Source organism: Ruegeria sp. BI12 (assembly GCF_056537985.1).
Genome location: NZ_JBQFSL010000002.1, coordinates 297513 through 319330, shown reverse-complemented (window position 1 = coordinate 319330; position 21818 = coordinate 297513). Strand labels below are relative to the sequence as shown.

At 55.0% G+C, this 21818-nt stretch carries 18 protein-coding genes; 10 read left to right on the top strand and 8 right to left on the bottom strand.

Annotated features, from left to right (window positions below):
• The first annotated feature begins 58 nt into the window (after positions 1-58).
• Genes ACR0AK_RS14805 through ACR0AK_RS14790 form a run of 4 tightly spaced genes read left to right on the top strand, consistent with a single transcriptional unit; the run spans position 59 to position 5652 of the window.
• Entirely contained in the window at positions 59-865 is an 807-nt protein-coding gene (locus ACR0AK_RS14805; RefSeq protein ID WP_480793875.1) for a SapC family protein, read from the top strand.
• Positions 866-867: 2 nt separating this feature from the next.
• Entirely contained in the window at positions 868-2223 is a 1356-nt protein-coding gene (locus ACR0AK_RS14800) for a TolC family protein (protein ID WP_480793874.1), read from the top strand.
• Positions 2211-4358, top strand: a complete 2148-nt coding sequence (locus tag ACR0AK_RS14795; protein ID WP_480793873.1) for a type I secretion system permease/ATPase — start codon at positions 2211-2213, stop codon at positions 4356-4358. The genes ACR0AK_RS14800 and ACR0AK_RS14795 overlap by 13 nt, the downstream gene beginning before the upstream one ends.
• Positions 4342-5652 (top strand): HlyD family type I secretion periplasmic adaptor subunit, encoded by a 1311-nt coding sequence (locus ACR0AK_RS14790; protein WP_480793872.1) that lies wholly within the window; start codon positions 4342-4344, stop codon positions 5650-5652. Before ACR0AK_RS14795 ends, ACR0AK_RS14790 begins: the two co-directional genes overlap by 17 nt.
• Positions 5653-5723: 71 nt before the next feature.
• Here ACR0AK_RS14790 and ACR0AK_RS14785 read toward each other — a convergent pair whose 3' ends face one another.
• The 3 genes from ACR0AK_RS14785 to ACR0AK_RS14775 form a co-directional block, all read right to left on the bottom strand.
• Entirely contained in the window at positions 5724-6422 is a 699-nt protein-coding gene (locus ACR0AK_RS14785; RefSeq protein WP_170559520.1) for a response regulator transcription factor, read from the bottom strand.
• Positions 6422-8287 carry a PAS-domain containing protein gene (locus ACR0AK_RS14780; RefSeq protein WP_480793871.1) on the bottom strand — a complete coding sequence of 622 codons (1866 nt, stop codon included), beginning with the start codon at positions 8285-8287 and terminating at the stop codon, positions 6422-6424. Before ACR0AK_RS14780 ends, ACR0AK_RS14785 begins: the two co-directional genes overlap by 1 nt.
• Positions 8288-8417: 130 nt before the next feature.
• Positions 8418-9950 carry a sulfatase-like hydrolase/transferase gene (locus ACR0AK_RS14775; protein WP_480793870.1) on the bottom strand — a complete coding sequence of 511 codons (1533 nt, stop codon included), beginning with the start codon at positions 9948-9950 and terminating at the stop codon, positions 8418-8420.
• A 295-nt stretch (positions 9951-10245) separates the two neighbouring features.
• Here ACR0AK_RS14775 and ACR0AK_RS14770 point away from each other — a divergent pair, with 295 nt between their 5' ends.
• The 4 genes from ACR0AK_RS14770 to ACR0AK_RS14755 are packed head-to-tail and all read left to right on the top strand — an operon-like array spanning position 10246 to position 14156.
• Complete coding sequence (locus ACR0AK_RS14770; protein ID WP_480793869.1) at positions 10246-11370, top strand: ABC transporter permease; 1125 nt, start codon at positions 10246-10248, stop codon at positions 11368-11370.
• A gap of 1 nt (position 11371) precedes the next feature.
• Positions 11372-12187: an ABC transporter ATP-binding protein gene (locus ACR0AK_RS14765; protein WP_170559512.1), complete on the top strand. Its 816-nt coding sequence runs from the start codon at positions 11372-11374 to the stop codon at positions 12185-12187.
• A 5-nt stretch (positions 12188-12192) separates the two neighbouring features.
• A complete protein-coding gene (locus ACR0AK_RS14760) occupies positions 12193-13509 on the top strand; it encodes an MlaD family protein (RefSeq protein WP_480793868.1) in 1317 nt (438 codons plus the stop codon).
• Positions 13506-14156: an ABC-type transport auxiliary lipoprotein family protein gene (locus tag ACR0AK_RS14755; protein WP_480793867.1), complete on the top strand. Its 651-nt coding sequence runs from the start codon at positions 13506-13508 to the stop codon at positions 14154-14156. The genes ACR0AK_RS14760 and ACR0AK_RS14755 overlap by 4 nt, the downstream gene beginning before the upstream one ends.
• Before the next feature lie 42 nt (positions 14157-14198).
• On the opposite strand, the gene ACR0AK_RS14750 is transcribed toward ACR0AK_RS14755, so the two are convergent.
• The 3 genes from ACR0AK_RS14750 to ACR0AK_RS14740 all read right to left on the bottom strand — a co-directional run bounded on the left by ACR0AK_RS14750 (position 14199) and on the right by ACR0AK_RS14740 (position 18305).
• Positions 14199-16127: a vWA domain-containing protein gene (locus ACR0AK_RS14750; protein WP_480793866.1), complete on the bottom strand. Its 1929-nt coding sequence runs from the start codon at positions 16125-16127 to the stop codon at positions 14199-14201.
• Positions 16124-16663 (bottom strand): RNA polymerase sigma factor, encoded by a 540-nt coding sequence (locus ACR0AK_RS14745; protein ID WP_480794523.1) that lies wholly within the window; start codon positions 16661-16663, stop codon positions 16124-16126. The genes ACR0AK_RS14750 and ACR0AK_RS14745 overlap by 4 nt, the downstream gene beginning before the upstream one ends.
• Positions 16664-16724: 61 nt before the next feature.
• Positions 16725-18305 carry an FMN-binding glutamate synthase family protein gene (locus ACR0AK_RS14740; RefSeq protein WP_480793865.1) on the bottom strand — a complete coding sequence of 527 codons (1581 nt, stop codon included), beginning with the start codon at positions 18303-18305 and terminating at the stop codon, positions 16725-16727.
• Positions 18306-18521: 216 nt separating this feature from the next.
• Between ACR0AK_RS14740 and ACR0AK_RS14735 the strand changes: the two genes are divergently transcribed.
• Positions 18522-18929: a fluoride efflux transporter FluC gene (locus tag ACR0AK_RS14735; RefSeq protein ID WP_480793864.1), complete on the top strand. Its 408-nt coding sequence runs from the start codon at positions 18522-18524 to the stop codon at positions 18927-18929.
• Positions 18926-19288, top strand: a complete 363-nt coding sequence (locus ACR0AK_RS14730; protein WP_480793863.1) for a fluoride efflux transporter FluC — start codon at positions 18926-18928, stop codon at positions 19286-19288. The genes ACR0AK_RS14735 and ACR0AK_RS14730 overlap by 4 nt, the downstream gene beginning before the upstream one ends.
• On the opposite strand, the gene ACR0AK_RS14725 is transcribed toward ACR0AK_RS14730, so the two are convergent.
• Positions 19285-20808, bottom strand: coding sequence for a DHA2 family efflux MFS transporter permease subunit (locus ACR0AK_RS14725; RefSeq protein WP_480793862.1), 1524 nt, complete (start codon positions 20806-20808; stop codon positions 19285-19287). The genes ACR0AK_RS14730 and ACR0AK_RS14725 overlap by 4 nt on opposite strands.
• On the bottom strand, positions 20805-21788 hold the full coding sequence (locus ACR0AK_RS14720; RefSeq protein WP_480793861.1) for an HlyD family secretion protein: 984 nt from the start codon (positions 21786-21788) through the stop codon (positions 20805-20807). The genes ACR0AK_RS14725 and ACR0AK_RS14720 overlap by 4 nt, the downstream gene beginning before the upstream one ends.
• Between the last annotated feature and the right edge of the window lie 30 nt (positions 21789-21818).

Below are 21818 nucleotides of genomic sequence, written 5' to 3'. Positions count from 1 at the left end.
TAAATCGGACTGCCGGTGTTGATGACCGGCAGCCATTCCAAACACCAAAGGATCAAACATGGCAGAGAACGGCCTGTTTCCAGTCACATATGCGCGACACGGCGACCGATATTGGAAGCGTTTTTCATCCTATCACTTCGCCGAAACTCAGCACGCTTGCCCTATTGTCGAGAAGGAAACTCTGCTCGTTGCGGCCGCTTTTCCAATAGTGTTTCGCAATAATGAGGGCAGCATCGAACCCGTAGCACTGCTTTCACTGAAAGCAGATTTGCTAACCCCTTTTGTATCCAACGACGGCCAATGGTTGGCCGCCTATGTTCCATCTGCATTGCGGTGCCCACCATTTCGGGCGGGTTGGCCAATTCAACCCGAGTGCAGTCCGCAATTGCTGGTCGACGAATCTTCCGGTCTGGTGACCGATTCCTCGGAAGATGAACCGTTCTTTACTGATGCTGGGGAGTTGACGGCTGAGCTTTCAAACGTCCTCAGATTTATCAGCGCACGAGAAGCCGCGGTTATAGACACTCGGTCCATGTGCGACGTTATTCAGGGACTGGATCTATTGAAACCCATGGCAGGCTACGAAAACGTTGCGCTGTCGACCGGGTATCTGAGCCTGGATACCAGGCGCATGAATACTCTTTCGCAGGCAGAGAAACATGCACTGTTCGATGTCGGGGCAATTCAACTTCTGCACGCTCATCAGGTTTCACTTTCGCACATTGCCTGGCTGTCTAGGGTGCAAGACCAGCTGGGGCGGCCAAAACCCACGAGCCATTATACCGAAAATTCAGAAATTTCGCATTTCATCTCCGCCATGGCAGACGCGCAAAATGAAGAGCTTTTCGTGATTGGTGAGGTGTGAACATGCGCCTGCGTAGCTGCAACCATGGCCTAAAATACCTTGCGTGCCAGTTCATTCTCTTGATGGCTGCGTGTGCGCCTCCACCTGACCTCACCGACGTAAAGGTATCTCTATCTGCGGGCTCTGTTGGGGTTGGCGCGCAGCCTCCTGTCCCGCGCCTGGCCCAAAGCGAATTTGGTCAGCGGGTTCGCGCGGCCGTCGAAACAAACCCAAACCTCGCGCAAAGTGCCACTCGGCTAAAGGTTGCGGACGCCAACGAAACCGCCGCCAAAGGCGCTTTTCTTCCACGCGTTTCATCGGGCATAAATGCGCGATCACAGCGCATAAATTCCGATATTGCAGACTTCACGCCGTATTTGCGGGTTTCGCAACTCGTTTATGACGGCGGCGCCGCATCCGGAGAGCTTGCTGCTGCTCAGGCCCGCGTACTCGAAAGCCAGGGCGGTCAGCTGCAAACCGCGGCGGCACTGACCCTTGCTGCGATCGAAGCATATGTCGTTGTTCTTGATCGGCGCAAAATTCTGGATATTTCAGACCGCAACGTACAGGTGCACGAAGAGATTGTGCGCCAAATCACAGAACGCATTGCGCAAGGTGTGGGGTCGAGCGCCGACGTTTTGACCGCGCGTTCGCGCATGGCGGACGCTCGCACTCAGCTTGCCGATGCAAAGGCGCGGGTAGACAGAGCCGAGGCCCAGTACCAAGAAGTCTTTGGGCGGCCTCCGGGTGCTCTGGCCAACCCGGTTGCGGCGCCCAAACTGGCTAGGTCCGACTCACAAATCGTTTTGGACAGCCCGCAGGTGCGCCGCGCGAATGCTGCTTTGGTGGCCGCACATGCCGAGCATAGCGCAGCAATTGCGCGGCGACAGCCAGGTGTGGAAATCGCGGCCTTTGCGGATCGCAGTGACAGCAAAAACGCAAATTTCGGTGTCGATTTTTCCGTAAACTACGAATTGGACAGCACTGGTCAACGTCGGGCCGCCATTGCTGCGGCCCAGGCCCAGGTTAGAGAAGCAGAGTTTGCCCGCGAAACCTTAATTCGGGAAATTCGCCGCGAGTTGGAGTTCATCCGATCAGATCAGAGCGCAGGCGCGGTTCGCTTACAAGCGGCTCGTTTGGCTGTCCAAGCCAACGCCGAAAGCGTCGAGGCTGCGCGTGCGCAATTCACCATCGGTCGACGCACCTTGGTCGAAATTCTGGACGCGCAACGCGACTATGTGAACGCACAGCAAAGACTGATTTTGGCAGAACAGAGCTTTTTCCTCACGAATTATGCCGCTCTCAGCCTGACCGGAGACATTTTAGACTACCTCGGCATTTCAATTAAAAACTTGGGTGGAGAATTATGGCCGAATTGAATTCCTCGGCAGTTACACAAAAGCTTTCCCAATTGGAAACCTGCCTGCTGCATGTGGCTTCGCATCTTGATCGCTCGCTCACAATCGCGGCTCTTCACGCGGGGCAATCCGGCGCAGCAGGCCACCTGACCGAGCGGGACGTCATTGAAGTGGCCCATAATGCTGGGTTGCAGGCAGGGTTTGGTTCACGAAAGCTAGCGCATTTCGACGACACTCTGGTTCCCGCGATATTGCTTCTGGAGAACGACAAAGCAGTTGTGTTTCACGGGCGCAGCTCGAACGGTCTTCTTCTGATTTTTGACCCCACGATAGGTGAGGGCATCGGAGAGGTGGAAAAAGACGCAATAGGGAAATGCTACACCGGATACGCATTTTTGTTTCGGCGCAACCACATTGAGGAAACGTCTAACCGAAACAAGACTGCTTCCGGGCATTGGTTTTGGTCGGCCATGCTGGCAAACCGCTGGTCTTATGCGCAAGTGGCGCTTGCCGCTGCGGTTGCTAATTTGCTGGGCCTTTCCACCTCAGTTTTTATAATGGTCGTCTATGACAGGGTTCTTCCGAATGAAGCAACGGAATCCCTTATCGCATTGACCGCAGGAGTCGGGCTTGCCCTCGTTTTCGATTTCATCCTCAAACTCTTGCGCGCCGGGTTCATAGATCGGGCCGGGCAAAAGGCCGATATGTTCATGGGCCGCCGCGTTTTTGATCAGGTTCTGAACATCAAAATGAAATCCCGGACTGGTTCGACCGGCGCTATGGCCAGCACGATCCGCGAGTTTGAAACACTGCGCGAGTTTTTTACCTCGGCAACTTTGGTCGCTCTTGTGGACCTGCCTTTCATTGCCGTTTTCATTTTGGTCATCCACTTCGTTGGAGGACCACTGGCGCTGATACCTGCCCTCGCCTTACCGATTGTTTTGTTTGCGGGATTGGCGGTTCAACCAATGCTATCGCGGTTGGCTGAAAAGAGTTTTGCGGACGGGCAATCAAAACAATCCGTTCTTGTCGAAACAGTTTCCGGTCTTGAGACCATCAAAACAACTGCTGCCGCCAGACAAATGCGTGCGCGATGGGAAGATGCAATTGAGCGACAATCCACTCATGGAATCCGCAGCCGAACAGTTACTCAATTCGCACTAAATCTGACGGGTTTCACGCAACAGGCGGCGCAGGTTCTGATTGTTTTCTATGGTGTTTTTCTGATCACAGAAGGTCAGGCAAGTATGGGCGCGCTTATTGCGTCCGTGATGCTGACTGGACGGGCACTGGCGCCGCTTGGACAACTTGCCCAGACACTCACACGCGTGAATCAGGCGCGCAGCGCGTATCGAAATCTGAACGCTTTGATGCAGGCGGAAAATGAGCGGCCCGAAGGACGCAATTGGATCAGCCGACCGCACGTGGACGGTCGAATTTCATTCAAGGACGTGCATTTTGCCTATCCTGACCAAGTCGAGGATGCCCTTTCAGGGGTTTCATTCGACATAGAGCAAGGTGAAAAAGTCGCAATTTTGGGCGCGATCGGATCCGGTAAAAGCACCATCGCGCGCCTGATGTTGGGACTGTTCGAACCGAAGGCGGGTTCGGTTATGCTGGATGGGGTCGATATCCGACAAATCGACCCCGGCGATTTACGTCGCAATATTGGTTCGGTCTTGCAGGATGTTTGGCTGTTTTCTGGCTCAATTCGCGACAACATTGCCAGTGGCGCGATCCGGCCCAGGGATCAGGATTTGATCAGGGCCGGTCAAGTGGCCGGGGTTGAAGATTTCGTCGCGCACTGCCCCAACGGTTATGACCAGCAACTGGCTGAACGTGGCGAGGGAATATCGGGCGGCCAGCGTCAAGCTATTGCCCTTGCCCGAGCGCTGATTGGACAGCCACCGGTCATGCTGTTTGATGAACCGACCAGTGCAATGGACGTAAAAACCGAAGCCGAGGTCATCAAGCGTCTGAAACAGGAAACAAAAAATTCTACAATGGTAATCGTCACGCATCGCACCAGCCTGCTTGATCTGGTTGACAGGGTCATTGTGATCGAACGCGGCCGGGTCGGTGCCGATGGCCCGAAGAGCATGCTGACCCAACGTGCGCGTATGACAGGGAGACACCTGAATGTCGCGGCATCCTGACCTGGCGAAAATGGCGAGAGAAATGCGGGGCAGATCTCCGCTGGGGGAGTCTCTCTTGTTGCTTATAATCTTTGCCTGTCTCGTGTCCGCTGGTTTTTGGGCATGTATAACGGAACTGGACGACGTGACGCGCGTAGATGGCCGGATTGTGCCGTCAGCGGACGTTCAATTGATTGAAGCAACCGAACCTGGCGTTTTGCAATCCTTGCACGTCTCAGAAGGAATGGTCGTCGACAAAGGAACGCTTCTGATGGAGTTCGACACAACGCAGATCAACAGCCAGTTAAGTCAGGAACAACAGCGAGCCTTTGGTTTGATGGCACGTGCTCAACGATTGCAGGCAGAGATTGACCGCACCCAGCTTACATTTTCAAAAGAGCTCATCAATGGGGCTCCAGAAGTTGTGAGGTCCGAAACCGCTTTGTATCAAGGTCGTCAGACGGAACTGGCTGCTGAAATCGCCATTCTGAAGCGGCAACGAGAACAGCGCCATCGCGAGTATGAGGAAGGATTGGTTGACCAGGTTACGGCTGAAGCGACACTCGAAATTCTGGCCGAAGAACGCGCGATAATGACTCCTTTGGTGAAAAAGCAGATGGAACCCACAACGACCCTTTTGTCGCTGCGCCGCAGCGCCGCCGAATGGGAAGGTCGCAAAGTCCGTGCGGTGGCGGTAACCAACAGGTTGAAAACCGGCCTCGAAGAAATCGACGATCGTATTCAAGCCGCACATAGCAGGTTTCGGAGCGCAGCCCTGACCGACCTTGCTGTAACAACGGCGGAACTCGTCGCACTTCGACCGTCTCTACCGGCGCTGAAAGACCGCGCCGACCGAGCACAGATAAAATCGCCGGCACGCGGAGTCGTTAATCGCGTTCACCGTACCACGATTGGCGGTTTGGCCCGTAGCGGCGAAGAGCTGATCGAGATTGTTCCACTGGATGATAGGCTTCTGGTCGAGGCCTATGTTCGCCCCGAAGACATTGCTTTTTTGCACGCAGGTCAGCCTGTTAAGGTAAAAATTACCGCCTATGACTTTGCGCGTTATGGCGCGTTGGACGGAGAGATTACCCGCATAGGCGCAAACACGATCACGAGACCGGAACGCAATGACGAAGAGGTGTTTGTCATCGAAATTCAAACACGCCACGCGATCCTGGACGCAAGTGGCGTGGCAGTCGAGATCATTCCCGGGATGATTGCGGAGGTTGATATTTTATCCGGCAAAAAAACGGTTCTGGATTACATTTTGCAACCGGTGATAAAGATCAAGGATCGAGCACTTCGTGAATAATCCAGCGCAGAGGAAAATGCTGAATTGATGCCGCAGATTTTTGCGCAGCCGGACGTCGTTTTGGCCAAAAGCTACCATTCAACATCGCCCAAAAAAATATATCCGGCACCATATATAGTCTTGATCAAGCGAGGGTTTTTGGGGTCTTCCCCTAATTTGGTTCGCAACCGGGAGATTCTGACATCCATCGCGCGATCAAAGCTGTCCCCGGCAGCGCCGCCCAGCGCTTCCTGCATCTGAGCGCGGCTGATCAAGCGTTTGGGACTTTCCAGAAACAACCTCAGGACTTCTCCCTCTGCATGGCTGAACGGGGTTTCGGCGCCGGAGTCGTCTTCCAGGATGTAACGGTCAAAGTAGGCCGTCCAGCCATTGAAACGCGCGACGTCAGATTGTGTTGTCTGCACCCTGGGGGATCGCAACCTCGCACGAATGCGCGCCACGACTTCGGCTGGGTCGAACGGCTTAGTGATATAGTCGTCCGCCCCTAGTTCCAAACCTGTGACTCGATCCTGTACCTGTGCGCGACCAGAGATGATGATGACCGCAGCTCCTTGCTCCAGCGCCAGTCGGTGCACCAATGCAAGCCCGTCCGTGTCGGGCAAAGACAAATCAACCAGGCACACGTCCGGAGTGACCCGCTTGAGCGAGGCTTCAAATTCCCGCGCACGCGCAAAACTCTGGGTTCGGAAACCGGCTTCTTCAAGTGCGTCGGTGAGAATGCGCCGAATTTCGGGCTCATCATCAACAATGGTAACTAGTGGCTGGGTCATCAGGCTGCCTCGTCTCGGATCAGGGCCGACAGCTGCGCCCGAGTGAAGGGTTTACGTAGCACCGGCGCACGTTTCAACGCCTCACGATGCAACGGATCGGAATAGGGTAACGATGTCATCAGGATGCGGGGCAAATCAGGCTCTAACCTGGCCAAAAGGTCCAATCCCGTCCCATGCCCTTCAAGACGTATATCGGACAAGACCAAAGCAATATCTTTAACATCTTTTGCCAAGGCAACGGCCTCGTCGTAAGAGGTCGCCTCTATTACCGCGAACCCGATTTCGACCAACATGTCCCGAAACTGGCTGCGCAGTTCATCGCTGTCTTCAACCAACAATACCAACCCTTCTTGTACCGGAGGGGCCGCTCGGTATGGCATGCGCAAAATGACCGATGCACCTGACGGAGTATTTCGCAGGCTAAGATCGCCCCCTGCCAGCTTAACTGTGTCGTAGACCATCGGCAGACCAAGACCCGAGCCTTTATCGCCTTTGGTTGTAAAAAACGGGTTCAAGGCCTTACGCAACGCGTCTTTCGTAAACCCGGGACCAGTGTCTGACACGGTGATTTCAGTCCAAATTCCCCCAACAGTATGGGCGCTGATTGTGATCTGACCAGTTTCGCCACAAGCGTCACGCGCATTCAAAACGAGGTTCAGCAAGGCGTCCTGAACCATTCCGGGATCCAGCATAAGAGCTTTGTCCGGCAACGTATTCACCACCGACAGGCCGACCCCACGCGGCAGAGACGGAGAAGCCAGAATGCGCAGATCTTCCAGCAACCCGCGCATGTCTGTCGCTTTTGGTTGAGGTGTCCGGTTGCCAGTCATATCCGCAATGCGATTCAGTAATTGTCCGCCCCTGCGAGCTGTCTGCTTGGTAGCGTCTATCAGCTCCAAGGCCTCTTCCGACAAATCCATTTTTTCCAGTCGAGACTGCATTCCCAGAATAATGGTCAATAGGTTCGAGAAATCATGCGCCAACCCGCTTGTCATCTGTGCAGCCATCGCGCGACGACGGGTTTGCTGCAGCGCGACGCGAGCCTGTGTCTCTTCGGTGATGTCGACGGACATGATGTAAACGCCACCCTCGCCATCAGGCGTGAAAGATACGCGAATTCGTCTGGAATCCTGGTCTTCGGTAAACTCGAAAACAGAGGTCTCGCCGGCGTAGGCCTTTTGCAAATGCGTCTCGACGCGAGTAAAGGCAGCATTGCCCAATGCCTGAGAAATATGCATGCCCAAAATCTCGGACGGGCGACCGGGCATGACCGAGTTGAGCCGCCGGTTGGAGTAATCATAGCGGCCATCGGCATCTAAATGCGCAATATGGGCCGGCATCATTTCGGTCGTCATACGAGTGCGCGCTTCAATCTCGGTCAACTGGCGCTTAGCTTCTTCCAGCGCCGAATTGGTTGCCGCCAGTTTTCTGTTCGTTGCTGACAGTTCTTCAGCCCGATCGAGCAACTGGCCAGAAAGTTCCTCAGATCGGGCACGCAGCAGGGCTTCAGCCTGCTTTGTATTGGTAATGTCAGTATAGACCGCGACCCACCCGCCTTTGGGTAGGGGGGCACCCTCGACCGAAATAACCTGACCGTTGGCACGAATACGTTCGATGTAATGAGATTCGAATGTCAAAGCCTGATTGACACGCAGATCCACGGCCTCTTCGACGTCATCGACGTATCCATACTCACCTTTGGATGCGAGGTATCGGATTGTGTCGCTGAATAGTGCGCCGGGCTGGACAAGATGGTCGGGCAAATCAAACATCGTTTGAAACGGGCGATTGCTGACCACCAGCCGAAGCTGGCTGTCATAGATCGACAGGGCCTGGCCGATCAGGTTCAGACCAGCTGTCGTCATAGACTTTATCTGTTGCTCGGATATTTCCAAACCCATCCTCCCCGCGACACATGCGTAACACTGGATTTGCAACAGGTGTAGAGGGCAAGAGCGCGACAGATTGGAACAACGCGCCGCAAGAGTTTTGCTTTCAATACCTGGGTTGGGTCTTGGGGCCATCCGCAGTAATGGAATTCAAAGACAGTGTATGATCCATGTTTTGCATGCGATGACGCAACATCTGCCGGGTTAGGCGCGTCAAAACCGCCGTATATTCGGGATCTTTTGCTAAGTTCCGCAACTCTCCATCATTCTGATTATCGAACAGAATGGGCGGAAGATTTGCTGCAAACTCAACTAGAGTGAAACGCTCATCCCTCAGGATGCCCAGACATGAATCGCTATTACCCGTACCCAAAACCTGCTGCCAGATCGTGGGATGCTCAGGTTCGGCAAAATCCAACTCGCTGAAGGAATATCTGCGCCAATCGTCAGGGGTATGCCCTTGCATCAGTGGCAGTAACGACCGGCCATCCATTGAATTCGGGATCGTCTGACCAATCCAATCCAGTATCGTCGGAGTTATGTCGACGGATTCCGTCGGTACTGAAATCACTGATCCGGCCCGCGATTGATTGTTCGGGTCCCGGATCATCAATGGTGTTTTATAGGCTGCATCAAACACCGACATTTTGCCCCAGCTGTGTCTGTCACCCAGCATTTCTCCATGATCCGCAGTGATGACAAGCAACGTGTCGTCGTATTGACCGCTATCCTTCAGAAATTGGATGACGCGCCCGACATGATGATCAACCTCGGTCGCAAGGCCCAGATAAACGGCGCGCAACGTTTGGATGTTTTCCAGCGTTGGCTCAACCCCGTCAAAGCCCAGAACAAAGTCTCCGGCAGCCGTATTGTCGATTGTCGGGCCAAAAAAAGGGTGCATCGCTCGTTCTTCCGACGGATCGGCAAACCCTTCCGGCCGGGGCAATGTCGATGGGTCGTACATGTCGTTGTAGGGTGCAGGTGCCACCAAGGGTGGGTGCGGTCGGATATAGGTCAGATGCGCAAACCAGTTTTGGCCGACAAAAGGCGCCATGCTGTTGAGAAACACATCCGTCAAGAAAGCTGTGTCGCTGTCTTCAGCCTGGTACATCGCCGGGTCGTTCAACTGGGGATGGCCTCCTTCCGGCGCGACCGGTTTGTGGACGTCCCAATAGTCCGCGAATTCATAGCCTTTCTGCATCAGGTGGCCGCGCCACGGGTAGGACTCTTCCAGCCGCATTTCGAGAACCTCGTGAAACCCCGCCATTGGGTGTTCGTAGGATTTCAGGATCGGATCGTTGTGATCATGCACACGCGGATCTGCAGATGTATCTGTGTACCCAAACAGCATCGGCAGATAGCCCGCCTTACGAATTTCGGTGGCGACGTTCGGGGTATCGTGCCGCAACGGGGTACCATTGCGAACTGATCGGTGGTTCATCGCATATTGCCCGGTCAGGATTGACACCCTCGATGGGCCGCAGGGATTGGTCACCGAAAAATGCCGTTCAAACGTCACTGCCTCGGCCATGAAAGACCGCAGGTTCGGCAGATCAACATGGGCCGCCAAAGCGCCGTTCAGGCAATCGGCGCGCAACTGGTCTATGATGATAAACAGAACATTTTTGGCGTGCCCCATTTCGCTCTCCCTGATTCCACGTCGCAGTTGCCAGAATGAACTCTGTCTTGGTTCGCAAAGCCCGGCAACACCTGAGTCACGACCCTACGGATTTTCCCTCTGGGCGCCCTACCTGCGGAAACGAAACAGAAAATTGAAACGGTCTTGTAGCTGTAAGCCCCGTGGAGCGCCGATGCCATACAACCAACTCTTTTGTGCCGGTGTATGTCACCTCGACGCAATTGAGCGGTAAGAAATGCATGCCAGCTCGCAAAAACCCGTTGCAGGTCAAAGTCCTTTGCCATCACATACGCACATGACGCAGCCAGTGATACAGTCGGACCGTGACGCCAACGGCGTTTACCTGCGGGTTTCGGGTGATCTGCTGACCCAATCCCTGGACACGGTTGAAAAGGCGTTTGAAGGGTTTCGCGCGGGTAGTGACACGCTGACCGTCGATCTTTCCGAAGTCGGTGCACTGGATACCGGTGGCGCATGGCTGATTGCCGATGTTGCGCGCCGCGCAAAGGCAAGTGGCGCTACCGTACGTTATGAAGGGTTAAAGCCCGCCCATTCTACGCTTTTAGAGACCGTGGCGGAAAACATTCCCGACGACCCCGGTGTGGCAACTGAAAAACGTAGTTTTACCGACTGGGTTGCAAGCGTCGGGGAACGCACCGCCCAGGCCGGAAAAGACATGCTATCCCTGCTGGGCTTCCTGGGTCTGACGCTGCATCGCCTTATCCGTACAATTCTGATGCCGCACCGTCTTCGCAAAGCGGCGCTGGTTTCACAGATGGAAGAGACCGGCTTCAAGGCCATTCCGATCGTTGCACTTATGGGTTTCCTGATCGGTGTTGTGCTGGCTTTTCAGGGTGCGACCCAGCTAAAGCAATTTGGTGCCGAGATTTTCGTGGTCGAACTGATCTCGATCTCTGTTCTGCGTGAGTTGGGTATCTTGCTGACCGCGATCATTGTCGCGGGTCGTTCAGGCTCGGCCTTTACGGCCTCGATCGGTTCAATGAAGGTTCAGGAAGAGATCGATGCAATGCGCACATTGGGCTTGGACCCTATCGAGGTTTTGGTAATCCCACGGGTCGTCGCCCTGTTGATCATGCTACCGATCCTCGGCTTCATCGCAGATATTTCCGCTCTGATCGGCGGCGGATTGATGAGTTGGATTGACCTGAACGTCAGCCCCGGCATGTTCATTACACGTCTGAAGGAAAACACCGGTATTTGGCAATTCGCCATTGGAATGATCAAAGCCCCCTTCTTCGCTTTGGTCATCGGCGTTATCGCGTGCTGGCAGGCAATGCAGGTCAAAGGGTCAGCCCAGTCTGTTGGGCAAAGAACCACCGCTTCGGTCGTTCAGTCCATTTTCCTGGTGATCGCGCTGGATGCCCTGTTTTCGATCTTCTTCTCAGTGATGGAGGTCTGACGTGGACGGCACAACGCTAGAGCAAACATCCAAAGCGGACGCACAGCGCGAGGCTGTTATCCGCGTTCGCAATCTTACAAACCAGTTTGGTCCACAAGTTGTGCACCAAAACCTGAATCTGGATGTTTGGCGTGGTGAAGTTTTGGGCATTGTCGGAGGATCCGGAACGGGCAAGTCAGTCCTGCTGCGCACGATTGTGGGGCTGAACAGACCTGCGGCGGGCAGCATCGAAGTGCTAGGTGTCGATGTGTTGAACGGCCCAGAACAGGAACGTCGTCGGATCGAACGGCGCTGGGGCGTTGCCTTTCAGGACGGGGCGCTGTTTTCGTCTCTGACGGTTCTGCAGAATGTGATGGCACCGCTGCGCGAACATACAGGGTTGAGCGAAAGCCTGATGTGCGCACTGGGTAACCTGAAGATCAGCCTCGTCGGCTTGCCGCCGCTCAGTTGTGGCAAGTTGCCATCTGAATTGTCCGGCGGGATGCGCAAACGCGCCGCTCTTGCCCGCGCCTTGGCATTGGACCCCGAGATCGTCTTTCTGGACGAACCGACCGCCGGCCTCGACCCGATCGGGGCCGCTGCATATGACGAACTGATTGGTGAGCTACAGCATGCTTTGGGCTTGACCGTCTTTATGGTCACGCATGACCTCGATAGTCTTTACGCCATTTGCGACAGGGTCGCAGTTCTCGCAGAAAAACGCGTTCTGGTTGAAGGTCCGATTGAAGAAATGACCAAAGTCGACCATCCTTGGGTTCAAGAGTATTTCACCGGCCCCCGGGCTCGCGCGGCGCAAGAGAAGGGGCAGGACAGGTAAAGGCTATGGAAACCCGGGCAAACTACATCCTGATCGGCGCGTTCACTATCGCGGGCATCCTTGGTGCCTTCGGATTTTTCCTGTGGCTCGCGAAATTCGAAGTTTCACGCCAATACGCATATTATGATGTCTTGTTCGACAACGTCTCCGGCCTCTCTGCCGCTGGCGGCGTAAGCTTCAACGGCTTGCCCGTCGGGCAGGTGATTTCGCTGAACCTGGACGATGATGATCCATCAAAAGTACGCGTGAAGCTTGAGGTGGATGCCGACATCCCCGTTACGGAAGACACAATCGCACAGCTGCAATCTCTGGGCGTAACTGGCGTCAGTTATGTTGAGCTGACAGGTGGCAAAAGCGGTGACAAGCGCTTGGCCGAGAACAGCGTGATCAAAAGCAAACGCAGCGCGATTCAATCATTGTTCGAGGGCGCCCCGAAAGTTCTGGACGAGGCGGTTACCCTGCTTGAGAACCTAAACGCAGTCGTTGACGACAAGAACCGGCAGTCCGTCAGCAATATTTTGGACAATCTGGCATCTGCGTCTGGTCGGCTGGACAAAACCCTGACGGATTTTGAAAACCTTTCCACTGATCTTGGAGGTGCGGCCAAGCAGCTTGGAAACTTTACAACGCGGCTTGATAAACTGGCGGACACGGCCGAAACCACCCTGACAACCGGGACGGATACGCTCAATAGCGTAAAAACCGCCTCGGAGTCTGCAACCGAGGCATTGGATAGCGCAAAGGGCACAATCGAAACGGCCGATCAAATCATCCAAAACGACCTGAAACCCTTTATTGATCGGGCCTCAACACTGGCCGAACGCCTGACGGGCTTGTCCGACGAAGGTAGTGTCGCTTTGGCGACCGCGACTGAGACTTTCGTAAACGCAAACAAGACACTTGGTTCGATCACGGCAACGATGGAAACGGCAAACACCACTTTGGCATCCGCGGAACGTGCCTTTGACTCGGCCAACGAAGTGATCAACAAAGATGTCGGCGCAGTCATGGACGATATCCGAAATGCGGCTAATCAAGTCGCCTCAACGGTGACTAATGTTACGAGCAAGCTGGATGAAATTTCGGCCGATATCCTCAATGCATCGCGATCGGCATCCGAGTTGCTAGGCACAATTGATGGCATCGTCCAGAACAACCGGAGGCAATTGTCCGACTTCCTCCGCGTCGGCCTGCCGCAATTCACACGTTTCGTAGAAGAGTCCCAACGACTAGTTATCAGCCTGGATCGGCTGGTGGACAAAGTCGAACGTGACCCGGCACGCTTCTTACTGGGAACCCAAGCTTCGGAGTTTCGCCAATGATCAGGCTGTTCTTTTTGGTGCTGGCGCTGATGTCGCTGGGTGCCTGCACCGGGTTGGGTACGCTTAGACAGGCATCCAAACCAAACGACCTTTATCTTTTGACGCCCAAAAGCACTTTTTCGTCTTCCTTGCCCCGCGTCCAAAAACAGATCGTTGTGCAAGAACCCACGGCAACGGCGGCCGTAAATACCGACCAGATCGCCATTCAGCCGACCCCGTTGCAAGTACAATATCTGCCACGCGCCAGATGGGTCGACCGTGCGCCGCTTATCGTTCAGGCGCTGCTGGTCGAAAGCTATGAAAACAGCAACAAAGTAGCTGCCGTTGGCCGGTCTACTGTGGGCCTGCGCGCCGACTACGTTATTGTTCCAGACCTGCGCGAATTTCAGGGCCTTGTCGTCAGTAATGTTGAGGGAACAAAAACCATTCGCGTCGAAGTCCGAATGAACATCAAGATCATCGATGAATTCGAAGACAAGATTATTGCTTCCAGTTCGTTTCGGGAAGTTGTCAACTCTGCCAGCGACGCAACGCCTGATCTTGTGAAAGCCTTTGATGTGGCCTTGGGAAAGACCATGCGAGACGCCGTAGAGTGGAGCGTGCGCAGGATCAACACACATGCGGCCAATAACCAAAGATCATATTGACGGGATACAGGCGCTGCACCGGGCAGCGCCTTTTTCTTGCTTTTACCGCGTCAGCGTTTGCGCAAGCCGCATAAGCGTGACTGCTTCGGCCCTGTAGCCAAAGGGGTCTTCACCACGCGCCGCATTCGCCAATTTGATCGCGTCCTCATAGGACCAGCGGCCCAAATAATCTGCTCCACGTAACAACTGCCCAAAACCGGCAATTGCATAAGAAAAGCGTACATCGTCCGTAGGCTCGCCCTGCGTCGACAAAATGGGCTGCTCGATCAACTGGCTCTTTTCGGATCCTGGCAATTTGTAGCGCAGTTTGAAGAATCCTATCTCATCCGAGCCATCCCGAACCGATTGGGCACTATAGCGCAATGGATCGTTCAGGATCGCAACTGAACCAACAGGCGTGACCTCGTAAATCGCGGTAACCGAATGGCCGGCACCGATATCGCCGGCATCCACTTTGTCATTAGCGAAATCCTCGCGCCGCAGCGCGCGCGTCTCATATCCGATCAAGCGATACTCGGCGATTTGCGCCGGGTTGAATTCGACCTGAATTTTGACGTCGTTTGCGATTGGGAACAAAGCGCCTGTCAACTGATCCACCAGAACCTTTTGCGCCTCGCTCAGCGTGTCGATATACGCGGCCTGTCCGTTTCCATTCTGCGCAAGGGCCTGCATTGTGGCATCGTCCAGATTGCCCCGCCCAAAACCCAGAACACTCAGAAATGTTCCGCTGTCGCGTTTACGAGCAATGAAGTCTTTCAGCGCGTCAGGATCAGACAAGCCGACATTGAAATCCCCATCCGTTGCCAAAACAACCCGGGTGACCTCACCATCGGCCCCCATGCCTTCAGCCACGTTGTACGCCTGCTGCAATCCGGCCTGTCCAGCGGTCGAACCACCCGCCTCAAGCTGGTCGAGCGCGCCCAGGATTTTGTCGTGCTCAGCGGCCGAAGTGGGTTCCAGCACCTGTCCAGCGCTGCCAGCATATGTCACGATTGAGACCTCGTCTTCGGCGCGCAACTCCGACAACATCAAACGGAACGATTGCTTGAGCAGCGGCAGTTTACTGGCATCCTGCATGGACCCGGACGTATCGATCAGAAAGACCAGATTCAGCGGTGGCCGGTCCGCAATCTGCGGCAACGCCCCTTGTATGCCGATATGCACAAGCTGAGTTCCTTCATTCCAAGGGGTCGGCGTTACAGTGATCGTAGGCCGGAACGGTGCGTCGCCTTCGGGTGCGGGATACGAATAGGGAAAATAGTTAACCATCTCTTCAACACGGACGGCATCTTTTGGCGGAAGCTGACCTCGCATCAATGATGACCGTACGATCGAATATGAGGCCGTATCAACGTCGATCGAAAAGGTGGAGACAGGTTCGTCATTGGTGACTTTCAGAGGGTTGTTTTCGGCGTTTGCAAAAGCCTCAGTATCCGGCAATGGCAGGCTTCCCACATCTGGTCGAACCGTTTTTTGGGCAGATTCGCCCGTCGCGATACCAAAACGCGCGCCATCTTCAAAACCCAAGTCTGCAATGCCTTGTTGAGGAGCGGCTACTTTAGATTGGGCGGGAGCGGCATACTCTTCAACCATGGCCGGGGCCGCAATGACGGGCTCTTCCAACACCGCAGAATCCGCTTCGGATTCATAAACGGGGCTTTCGCTGCGCGAAAGCGGTTGCACGACGATGTCGCGGGATTGGGGCACGATCATTACCAAAGCAACAGCGGCGATTGCTGTTGTGGCGGTCAGGACACCGCGATGTGAGATAGCATTCAACATGGATTTCGCTCCTTCTGTCATGCGGGCCAATGGGCCTCGCTTAACAGTCGGACGCATCGCAACGCGTGATCCTTGGCTGTGGACGAAATTATTCTGCGCCAGTCTCAGATTTTCTGCCCGCCGCATAGCATCTGGTTCCGGCGTCGCGGCATCCATCATAGCTTTAAAGTCATCAAGATCATCGGTCATTGTGCCAATTCCTCTTGTCGCTGTGCGCGCAAACGTTTTCGAATGTCGGACATGCGCCAGGACACAGTGCCTTCGGACACACCCAGAACTGCGGCAGCTTCGGCGTGGGTCATTTCGTCCTCGAGTGTCAGGGCCAGAGTGTCCTGCAACTCGGGCGGCAGCGACCGCATTGAGCGTTGCAACCAATCCACCGCTTCGGCCGCTTCAGTGGCCTCTGCTCTTCGCATCTGTTCCACATCCCCCCACCCTGCGGCGGCGCGACTGTGACTTGCTTGGCGACGTCGCGCATCCTCGGCCGCGTTGACGACGACACGGTAAAGCCAAGTTGTGAACTTGGCCTGCGCTCGAAAACCAACGATTTTGGCGGGTAGTACCGCACATATGTCCTGTGTCAGATCCTCGGCCTGATCAGCACGCCCTGTCAGGCGAAAAGCCAGACGAAAAACCCGGTCATAGTGGCGCTGCAACAGGGTTGCAAACGCCTCAGCGTCCCCGTCCGCTGCGGCTCTGGCCAGGTCCTCATCCGATGTTTTCATACGCATCACACTGAGTATGACGGATCGAAAACGTCAATCCTTGGCAACGTAGCCAAAAAAATTAGAAGCGGTCTGCCGAGGCGAGTTTCCAATCGGCGGCGAAGTCAGACGGTATTTGGTCGGTCAGCAACACACCCTCGTCGATGAATGTATAAAGTTCGGCGTATGACCGTTCGCGTTCGTCGGCCGTTCGACGACGAATATCTATCGGTCGAAGCTCTGACACCTTATCTTTGCCCATCGCGCCCAAAAGCTCGCGGAAGCTTTCCAGGGTCGCATCATGAAAGCGGTGTACGCGCTGGCGTTTTTGGGGAACATTGACTGCCCTGCCCCGTATTGGGTCCTGAGTGGCTACGCCGGATGGGCAGCGGTTCGTGTTGCAATGCAACGCCTGAATGCATCCTACGGCAAACATCATCGCACGGGCCGCATTGCACATATCTGCCCCCAGCGCGAATTTTTCGACCATATCGTAGCCTGTGGCCACCTTACCCGAACAGATAATCCGGATTTTGTCGCGCAGACCAACGCCACGCAGGCAATTATTGACGAAGATCAGCGCTTCGTTCAACGGCATTCCCAAACGGTTGGTGAATTCGACCGGAGCGGCACCTGTACCGCCTTCGGCGCCATCGATTGTGATGAAGTCCGGCAGAATGCCTGTTTCCAGCATCGCCTTGCAAATCGCCATGAATTCGGACGGTCTGCCAATACACAGCTTGAATCCGATCGGCTTGCCGCCAGACATTTCCCGCAGATGTTGCACGAAATGGATCAACCCAGTCGGACCTTCGAAGGCCGAGTGAATGGGCGGAGATATTACGTCCTGATGTTCGGGTACGCCGCGAATTTCAGCAATCTCCTGATCCACTTTTGCCGCAGGCAACACCCCTCCATGTGAAGGTTTGGCCCCCTGCGAAAGCTTAATCTCGATCGCTTTTACTACGTCCTTTTTGGCCTTTTCGGCAAACAGGTCCTTATCGAAACCACCATCGGACGTGCGGCAGCCAAAGTAGCCTGTTCCGATCTGCCAGATGATGTCTCCACCCTCGGCCAGATGATGCGGGGACAGTCCGCCTTCTCCGGTGTTATGCGCAAATCCGCCGTCCTTCGCGCCCCCATTTAGCGCGCGGATAGCATTAGCGCTAAGCGCACCAAAACTCATGGCCGATACATTCAGCCGAGAGGCACTGTATGGTTGCGTGCATTGTGGCCCACCCAGTATGATCCGTTCCTCACTTTCGTCCACATGCTTGGGGGCAAGCGAATGGTTCGCCCGATGGTATCCGACTGTCAGAACGTCGTACTGTGTACCAAAGGCCTGCGTATCCACCTGCCCCTTGGCGCGCGAGTAGACCAAAGACCGCACGATCCTGTTGAAAGGGCGACCGCTTTCGTTTGTTTCCACAAAATACTGCCGGATTTCCGGGCTGACGAATTCCAGCATGTACCGAAAATGCCCCAGGACCGGATAGTTGTTCAGCACGTTGTGCTTTGTCGTCAGCATATCGTAAAGGCCGATCACTGCGTACGGAATGAGCACGACCAGAAGCCAATGCGCGGGTGGCCAGAAAAACCCCCACAACAGCGTCAGCGGCAGACAAACATAAGTAATGAAGTAATAGAGTCTGCGTACAATCATTCGTGCTCTCCCAGGGTCGCGTGGTTTCCAGCCGGCTATGGCAGGTGAGGCCTTCGCCAAACGTGGGGCAAATCACCGTTAGATTGCAAGTGATTGTGCCGCCATTCACGTAATCGGGCGAAGATGTGAAATGTGATCAAGTGGTTGGTCACGGTTGATCCGAGTAACGTCAGCTATTATCCCCAAGGTAACGGGATATGGGCAGGACGACAGGCCGTGACACAAAAACGAACGCATGTTCGGACCACGGCATTGATGTTCGCAGCCGTGTTCGTTGGTGGCGCAACAGGATCGTTGCTGCGCGAGCTGTTTTCGGTGAACATACCTGGTGCTGGATGGCTGACGCAGACTTTTGGCATCAATATCGTGGCGTGTTTCGTACTTGGTTGGCTGTATTCGGTGCGAAACCGAGTCCATGCCCATGTGCTTCATCTCGGCGCAGTTGGGTTTTGCGGGGGTTTGTCGACTTTTTCCTCGTTTGTTGCCGATTTGGAGCGGTTGGCAATGGTCAACATCTGGGCGGCGGCCTCGGCCGCGGCGTTGGAGATCGCAGCAGGTCTGGCCGCCGCCATTCTGGGTGAGGCAATCGGTCGACGCATTCACCTGCAGAGGGCTTCGAAATGAGCGAGTTGTTCCTGCATGCCATGTTCGGTTTAGGCGGCGGATTGGGTGCCGTTTTGCGCCACTGGATCGCTTTGCGGGTTGTTCATGACCTGCCGTTTTCGACCCTGATTGTAAACGTTCTGGGCAGCCTGCTGCTGGGTCTTTGGATCGGATTTCTCGGCGGGTCAACTGAGATGGGCGAAGAAGAAAGGCGCCTTGTCTTTGGCTTTTGCGGGGGCTTCACGACCTTTTCTAGTTTCGCCTATCAATCGCTGGAATTAAGGCGCGAGAGAACCATCGCGTTGGCGGCGGGCAATATACTGCTAAGCTTGGGTCTGTGCTGGACGTCCCTGGCTTTTGGCCTGTTCCTGATGCATTAATGTGCGGGCACTGACGCCTGCGTTCCCGGTTTCGGTGCCTTACAAAAGAGCAGCAGCGGAATGGTTGCTAATGCCAAAAGCCCAAGATTGTTGAATACGGTCAGATACGAAATCAATTCAGCCTGCTGCGCAATTTCCTGCCCCAGAATGGCGGCCCCCTCTGCACTGTCCGGTGTCAGGTTCAGGGGCGCAAGATAGGCTTGTGCGGCCGGGTTATAGGGCGTCACGTTTTGACTGAGAACAGCTGTGTTTGTCTGAAGCCCACGAACGACCCAAGTGCCCACCAGAGAAATACCAACCGATGACCCAAGCTGGCGGGTCACATTGAACAGGCCGGATGCTTCGTCCTGACGGGTCTTCGAGATGCTCTCGAAAGCCAAAATCGACATTGGCACAAACACCAGTCCCATCCCCAGACCACTTACTGCTCCTGGCCATGCCAATTCCCAAAAGCCTGCATCCATGTTGAGCCAGCCCATCATGAAATTGCTGACGGCCGTCAGAAACATGCCCAAACCAGCCAGAACGCGCGGGTCAAAACGCGTGACCAGAACTGCGCCGGTCAGGACCATCGACAGCCCCGCCGCGACGCCTCGCGGTATAAACAGATGTCCGGATGTAATGACCGGATAATCCAGCAAATTCTGAACGAAAGTCGGTAGGATCGCGATACCCCCAAAAAGGGAAATCGCAAATCCGGCGATGACGAGATTACACAGCGCAAAATTGCGATCCGCGAAAAACCGCAAATCGACTACCGGCTTCTCGGTGGTCAGAACATGAATTATGAACCCAAGCGCGCCCAAAATCGACGCGATGACAGCAACCTGAATGACCCGCGATGACAGCCAGTCTTTGGTTTCTCCCTGATCCAGAAAAAATTGAAGGCAGCCAATTCCGATGGCCAGAAGGGCAAGGCCGGTCCAATCGATGCGGACTTCTTCTGTTTCATCGTCCGGCAACTCTCCGGCCAGCAAAAGCAACGCCATCACAGCCACCGGCAGGTTCACGAAGAACACCATGCGCCACGAAAAATATTCGGTCAGGATCGCCCCGACCGTGGGCCCCAATACCGGAGCTACGACGACCCCCAAACCGAAGACCGCCATCGCCTGCCCGCGCTTTTCGCGGGGGAACGCATCGAACAATATAGATTGGGACAACGGGATCAGAAACGCGCCGAACATGCCTTGAGCAAGGCGAAAGGCGACGATTGTCTCAAGGCTCCAGGACAGGCCACACATGACCGACATCGTTGCGAAGCCGGTCACGGCAGTCAGGATCAGGCGTCGACGGCCGACGCGGCGAGCAACAAATCCGGTCAGTGGCATGACCACAACGGCAGAAACGATATAGCTGGTCAGAATCCACGTGGCCTGATCGGTTGTTGCACCAAAAGCTGCCTGAATATGGGGCAGCGCGACATTCACGATTGTGCTGTCCAGCACCTCGAGAATAGCACTTAGAACAACTGCAACCACTATCACCGGATTGACGTGGCTTGCCGCCGAAGACGTCATTTTTGAGCCTGCGGCGTGGTGGTGTCCACGGTCACCTTGCTGCTGCCACCTACGCGCAATGGTGCGTCCGTCGGGTCAAGCTCAACCCGCACTGGAAAGCGCCGCGTGACCTTGACCCAATTTCCGCTGGCGTTCTCGGATGGCAACAGTGAGAATGTATCTCCCGACCCCCGTCCGATTGACGCAACCTTGCCTGTCAGAATGACGCCCGGCATCATGTCGATCTTTACCGTGACCTGCTGACCCGGACGTATTCGTGGCAGAGAAGTCTCTTTGAAATTGGCGTCTACCCACCAATCAGACGACTCGACGATGGAAAACTGCGGCGCGTTGGCTGAAACCGAAGATCCAGGTCTAAGGGTCAGGTTGGCGATCCATCCATCTGCCGATGCAAAGATCTTGGTCCAATTTTGATTGGCCTGCGCAATTTCCACTTGGGCTTGCGATGACAGTATATCGTCCTGTTTGGCCGCCAGACCACTTTGCAAGGCCAACAGAGCGGATTGACTTGTAGTAAGTTGCGCTGCGGCGCGCGCAAATTCCGAACTCGACTGATCCAGTGAGGCCTGTGCCAGATCACCATCTGAAAACAAAGCCTTAGCACGTTCCAGATTGCTTTGGGCGGTGTTGTAGGCCGACTGCGTGCTTTCGACCACCGCTTGTGCAGCCGCGATCTGTGTACTGTAAGACTGCGCCTGCTGCACCGCGCTATCGAGGTTGGCCTTGGCTTGATCAACCGAAGCTTTGAATTGCGTATCGTCGATCGTGAACAGCAAGTCCCCGGTTTTGACCGGCTGGTTCTCAATCACAAGCACTTCGGCAACCTGACCGGTGACCTGTGGCGCCACGTAGATGATGTTCGCCCCCACATAGGCATCGTCGGTCGAAGGGTAACGTTCCTGATGCCGCCAATACACCAAAAGACCAGCCGCAATTGCGCCCACAATGACCGCAGCACCGATGACCTTGAGAGATTTCATAAACCCGTCCCCTTCGTTCGGCTCAGTCAG

Bases quoted from the DNA above. Each gene is read 5' to 3' on its own strand.
- ACR0AK_RS14805 (WP_480793875.1), top strand. From the start codon at position 59: ATGGCAGAGAACGGCCTGTTTCCAGTCACATATGCGCGACACGGCGAC.
- ACR0AK_RS14800 (WP_480793874.1), top strand. From the start codon at position 868: ATGCGCCTGCGTAGCTGCAACCATGGCCTAAAATACCTTGCGTGCCAG.
- ACR0AK_RS14795 (WP_480793873.1), top strand. From the start codon at position 2,211: ATGGCCGAATTGAATTCCTCGGCAGTTACACAAAAGCTTTCCCAATTG.
- ACR0AK_RS14790 (WP_480793872.1), top strand. From the start codon at position 4,342: ATGTCGCGGCATCCTGACCTGGCGAAAATGGCGAGAGAAATGCGGGGC.
- ACR0AK_RS14785 (WP_170559520.1), bottom strand. From the start codon at position 6,422: ATGACCCAGCCACTAGTTACCATTGTTGATGATGAGCCCGAAATTCGG.
- ACR0AK_RS14780 (WP_480793871.1), bottom strand. From the start codon at position 8,287: ATGACGACAGCTGGTCTGAACCTGATCGGCCAGGCCCTGTCGATCTAT.
- ACR0AK_RS14775 (WP_480793870.1), bottom strand. From the start codon at position 9,950: ATGGGGCACGCCAAAAATGTTCTGTTTATCATCATAGACCAGTTGCGC.
- ACR0AK_RS14770 (WP_480793869.1), top strand. From the start codon at position 10,246: ATGACGCAGCCAGTGATACAGTCGGACCGTGACGCCAACGGCGTTTAC.
- ACR0AK_RS14760 (WP_480793868.1), top strand. From the start codon at position 12,193: ATGGAAACCCGGGCAAACTACATCCTGATCGGCGCGTTCACTATCGCG.
- ACR0AK_RS14755 (WP_480793867.1), top strand. From the start codon at position 13,506: ATGATCAGGCTGTTCTTTTTGGTGCTGGCGCTGATGTCGCTGGGTGCC.
- ACR0AK_RS14750 (WP_480793866.1), bottom strand. From the start codon at position 16,127: ATGACCGATGATCTTGATGACTTTAAAGCTATGATGGATGCCGCGACG.
- ACR0AK_RS14745 (WP_480794523.1), bottom strand. From the start codon at position 16,663: ATGAAAACATCGGATGAGGACCTGGCCAGAGCCGCAGCGGACGGGGAC.
- ACR0AK_RS14740 (WP_480793865.1), bottom strand. From the start codon at position 18,305: ATGATTGTACGCAGACTCTATTACTTCATTACTTATGTTTGTCTGCCG.
- ACR0AK_RS14730 (WP_480793863.1), top strand. From the start codon at position 18,926: ATGAGCGAGTTGTTCCTGCATGCCATGTTCGGTTTAGGCGGCGGATTG.
- ACR0AK_RS14725 (WP_480793862.1), bottom strand. From the start codon at position 20,808: ATGACGTCTTCGGCGGCAAGCCACGTCAATCCGGTGATAGTGGTTGCA.
- ACR0AK_RS14720 (WP_480793861.1), bottom strand. From the start codon at position 21,788: ATGAAATCTCTCAAGGTCATCGGTGCTGCGGTCATTGTGGGCGCAATT.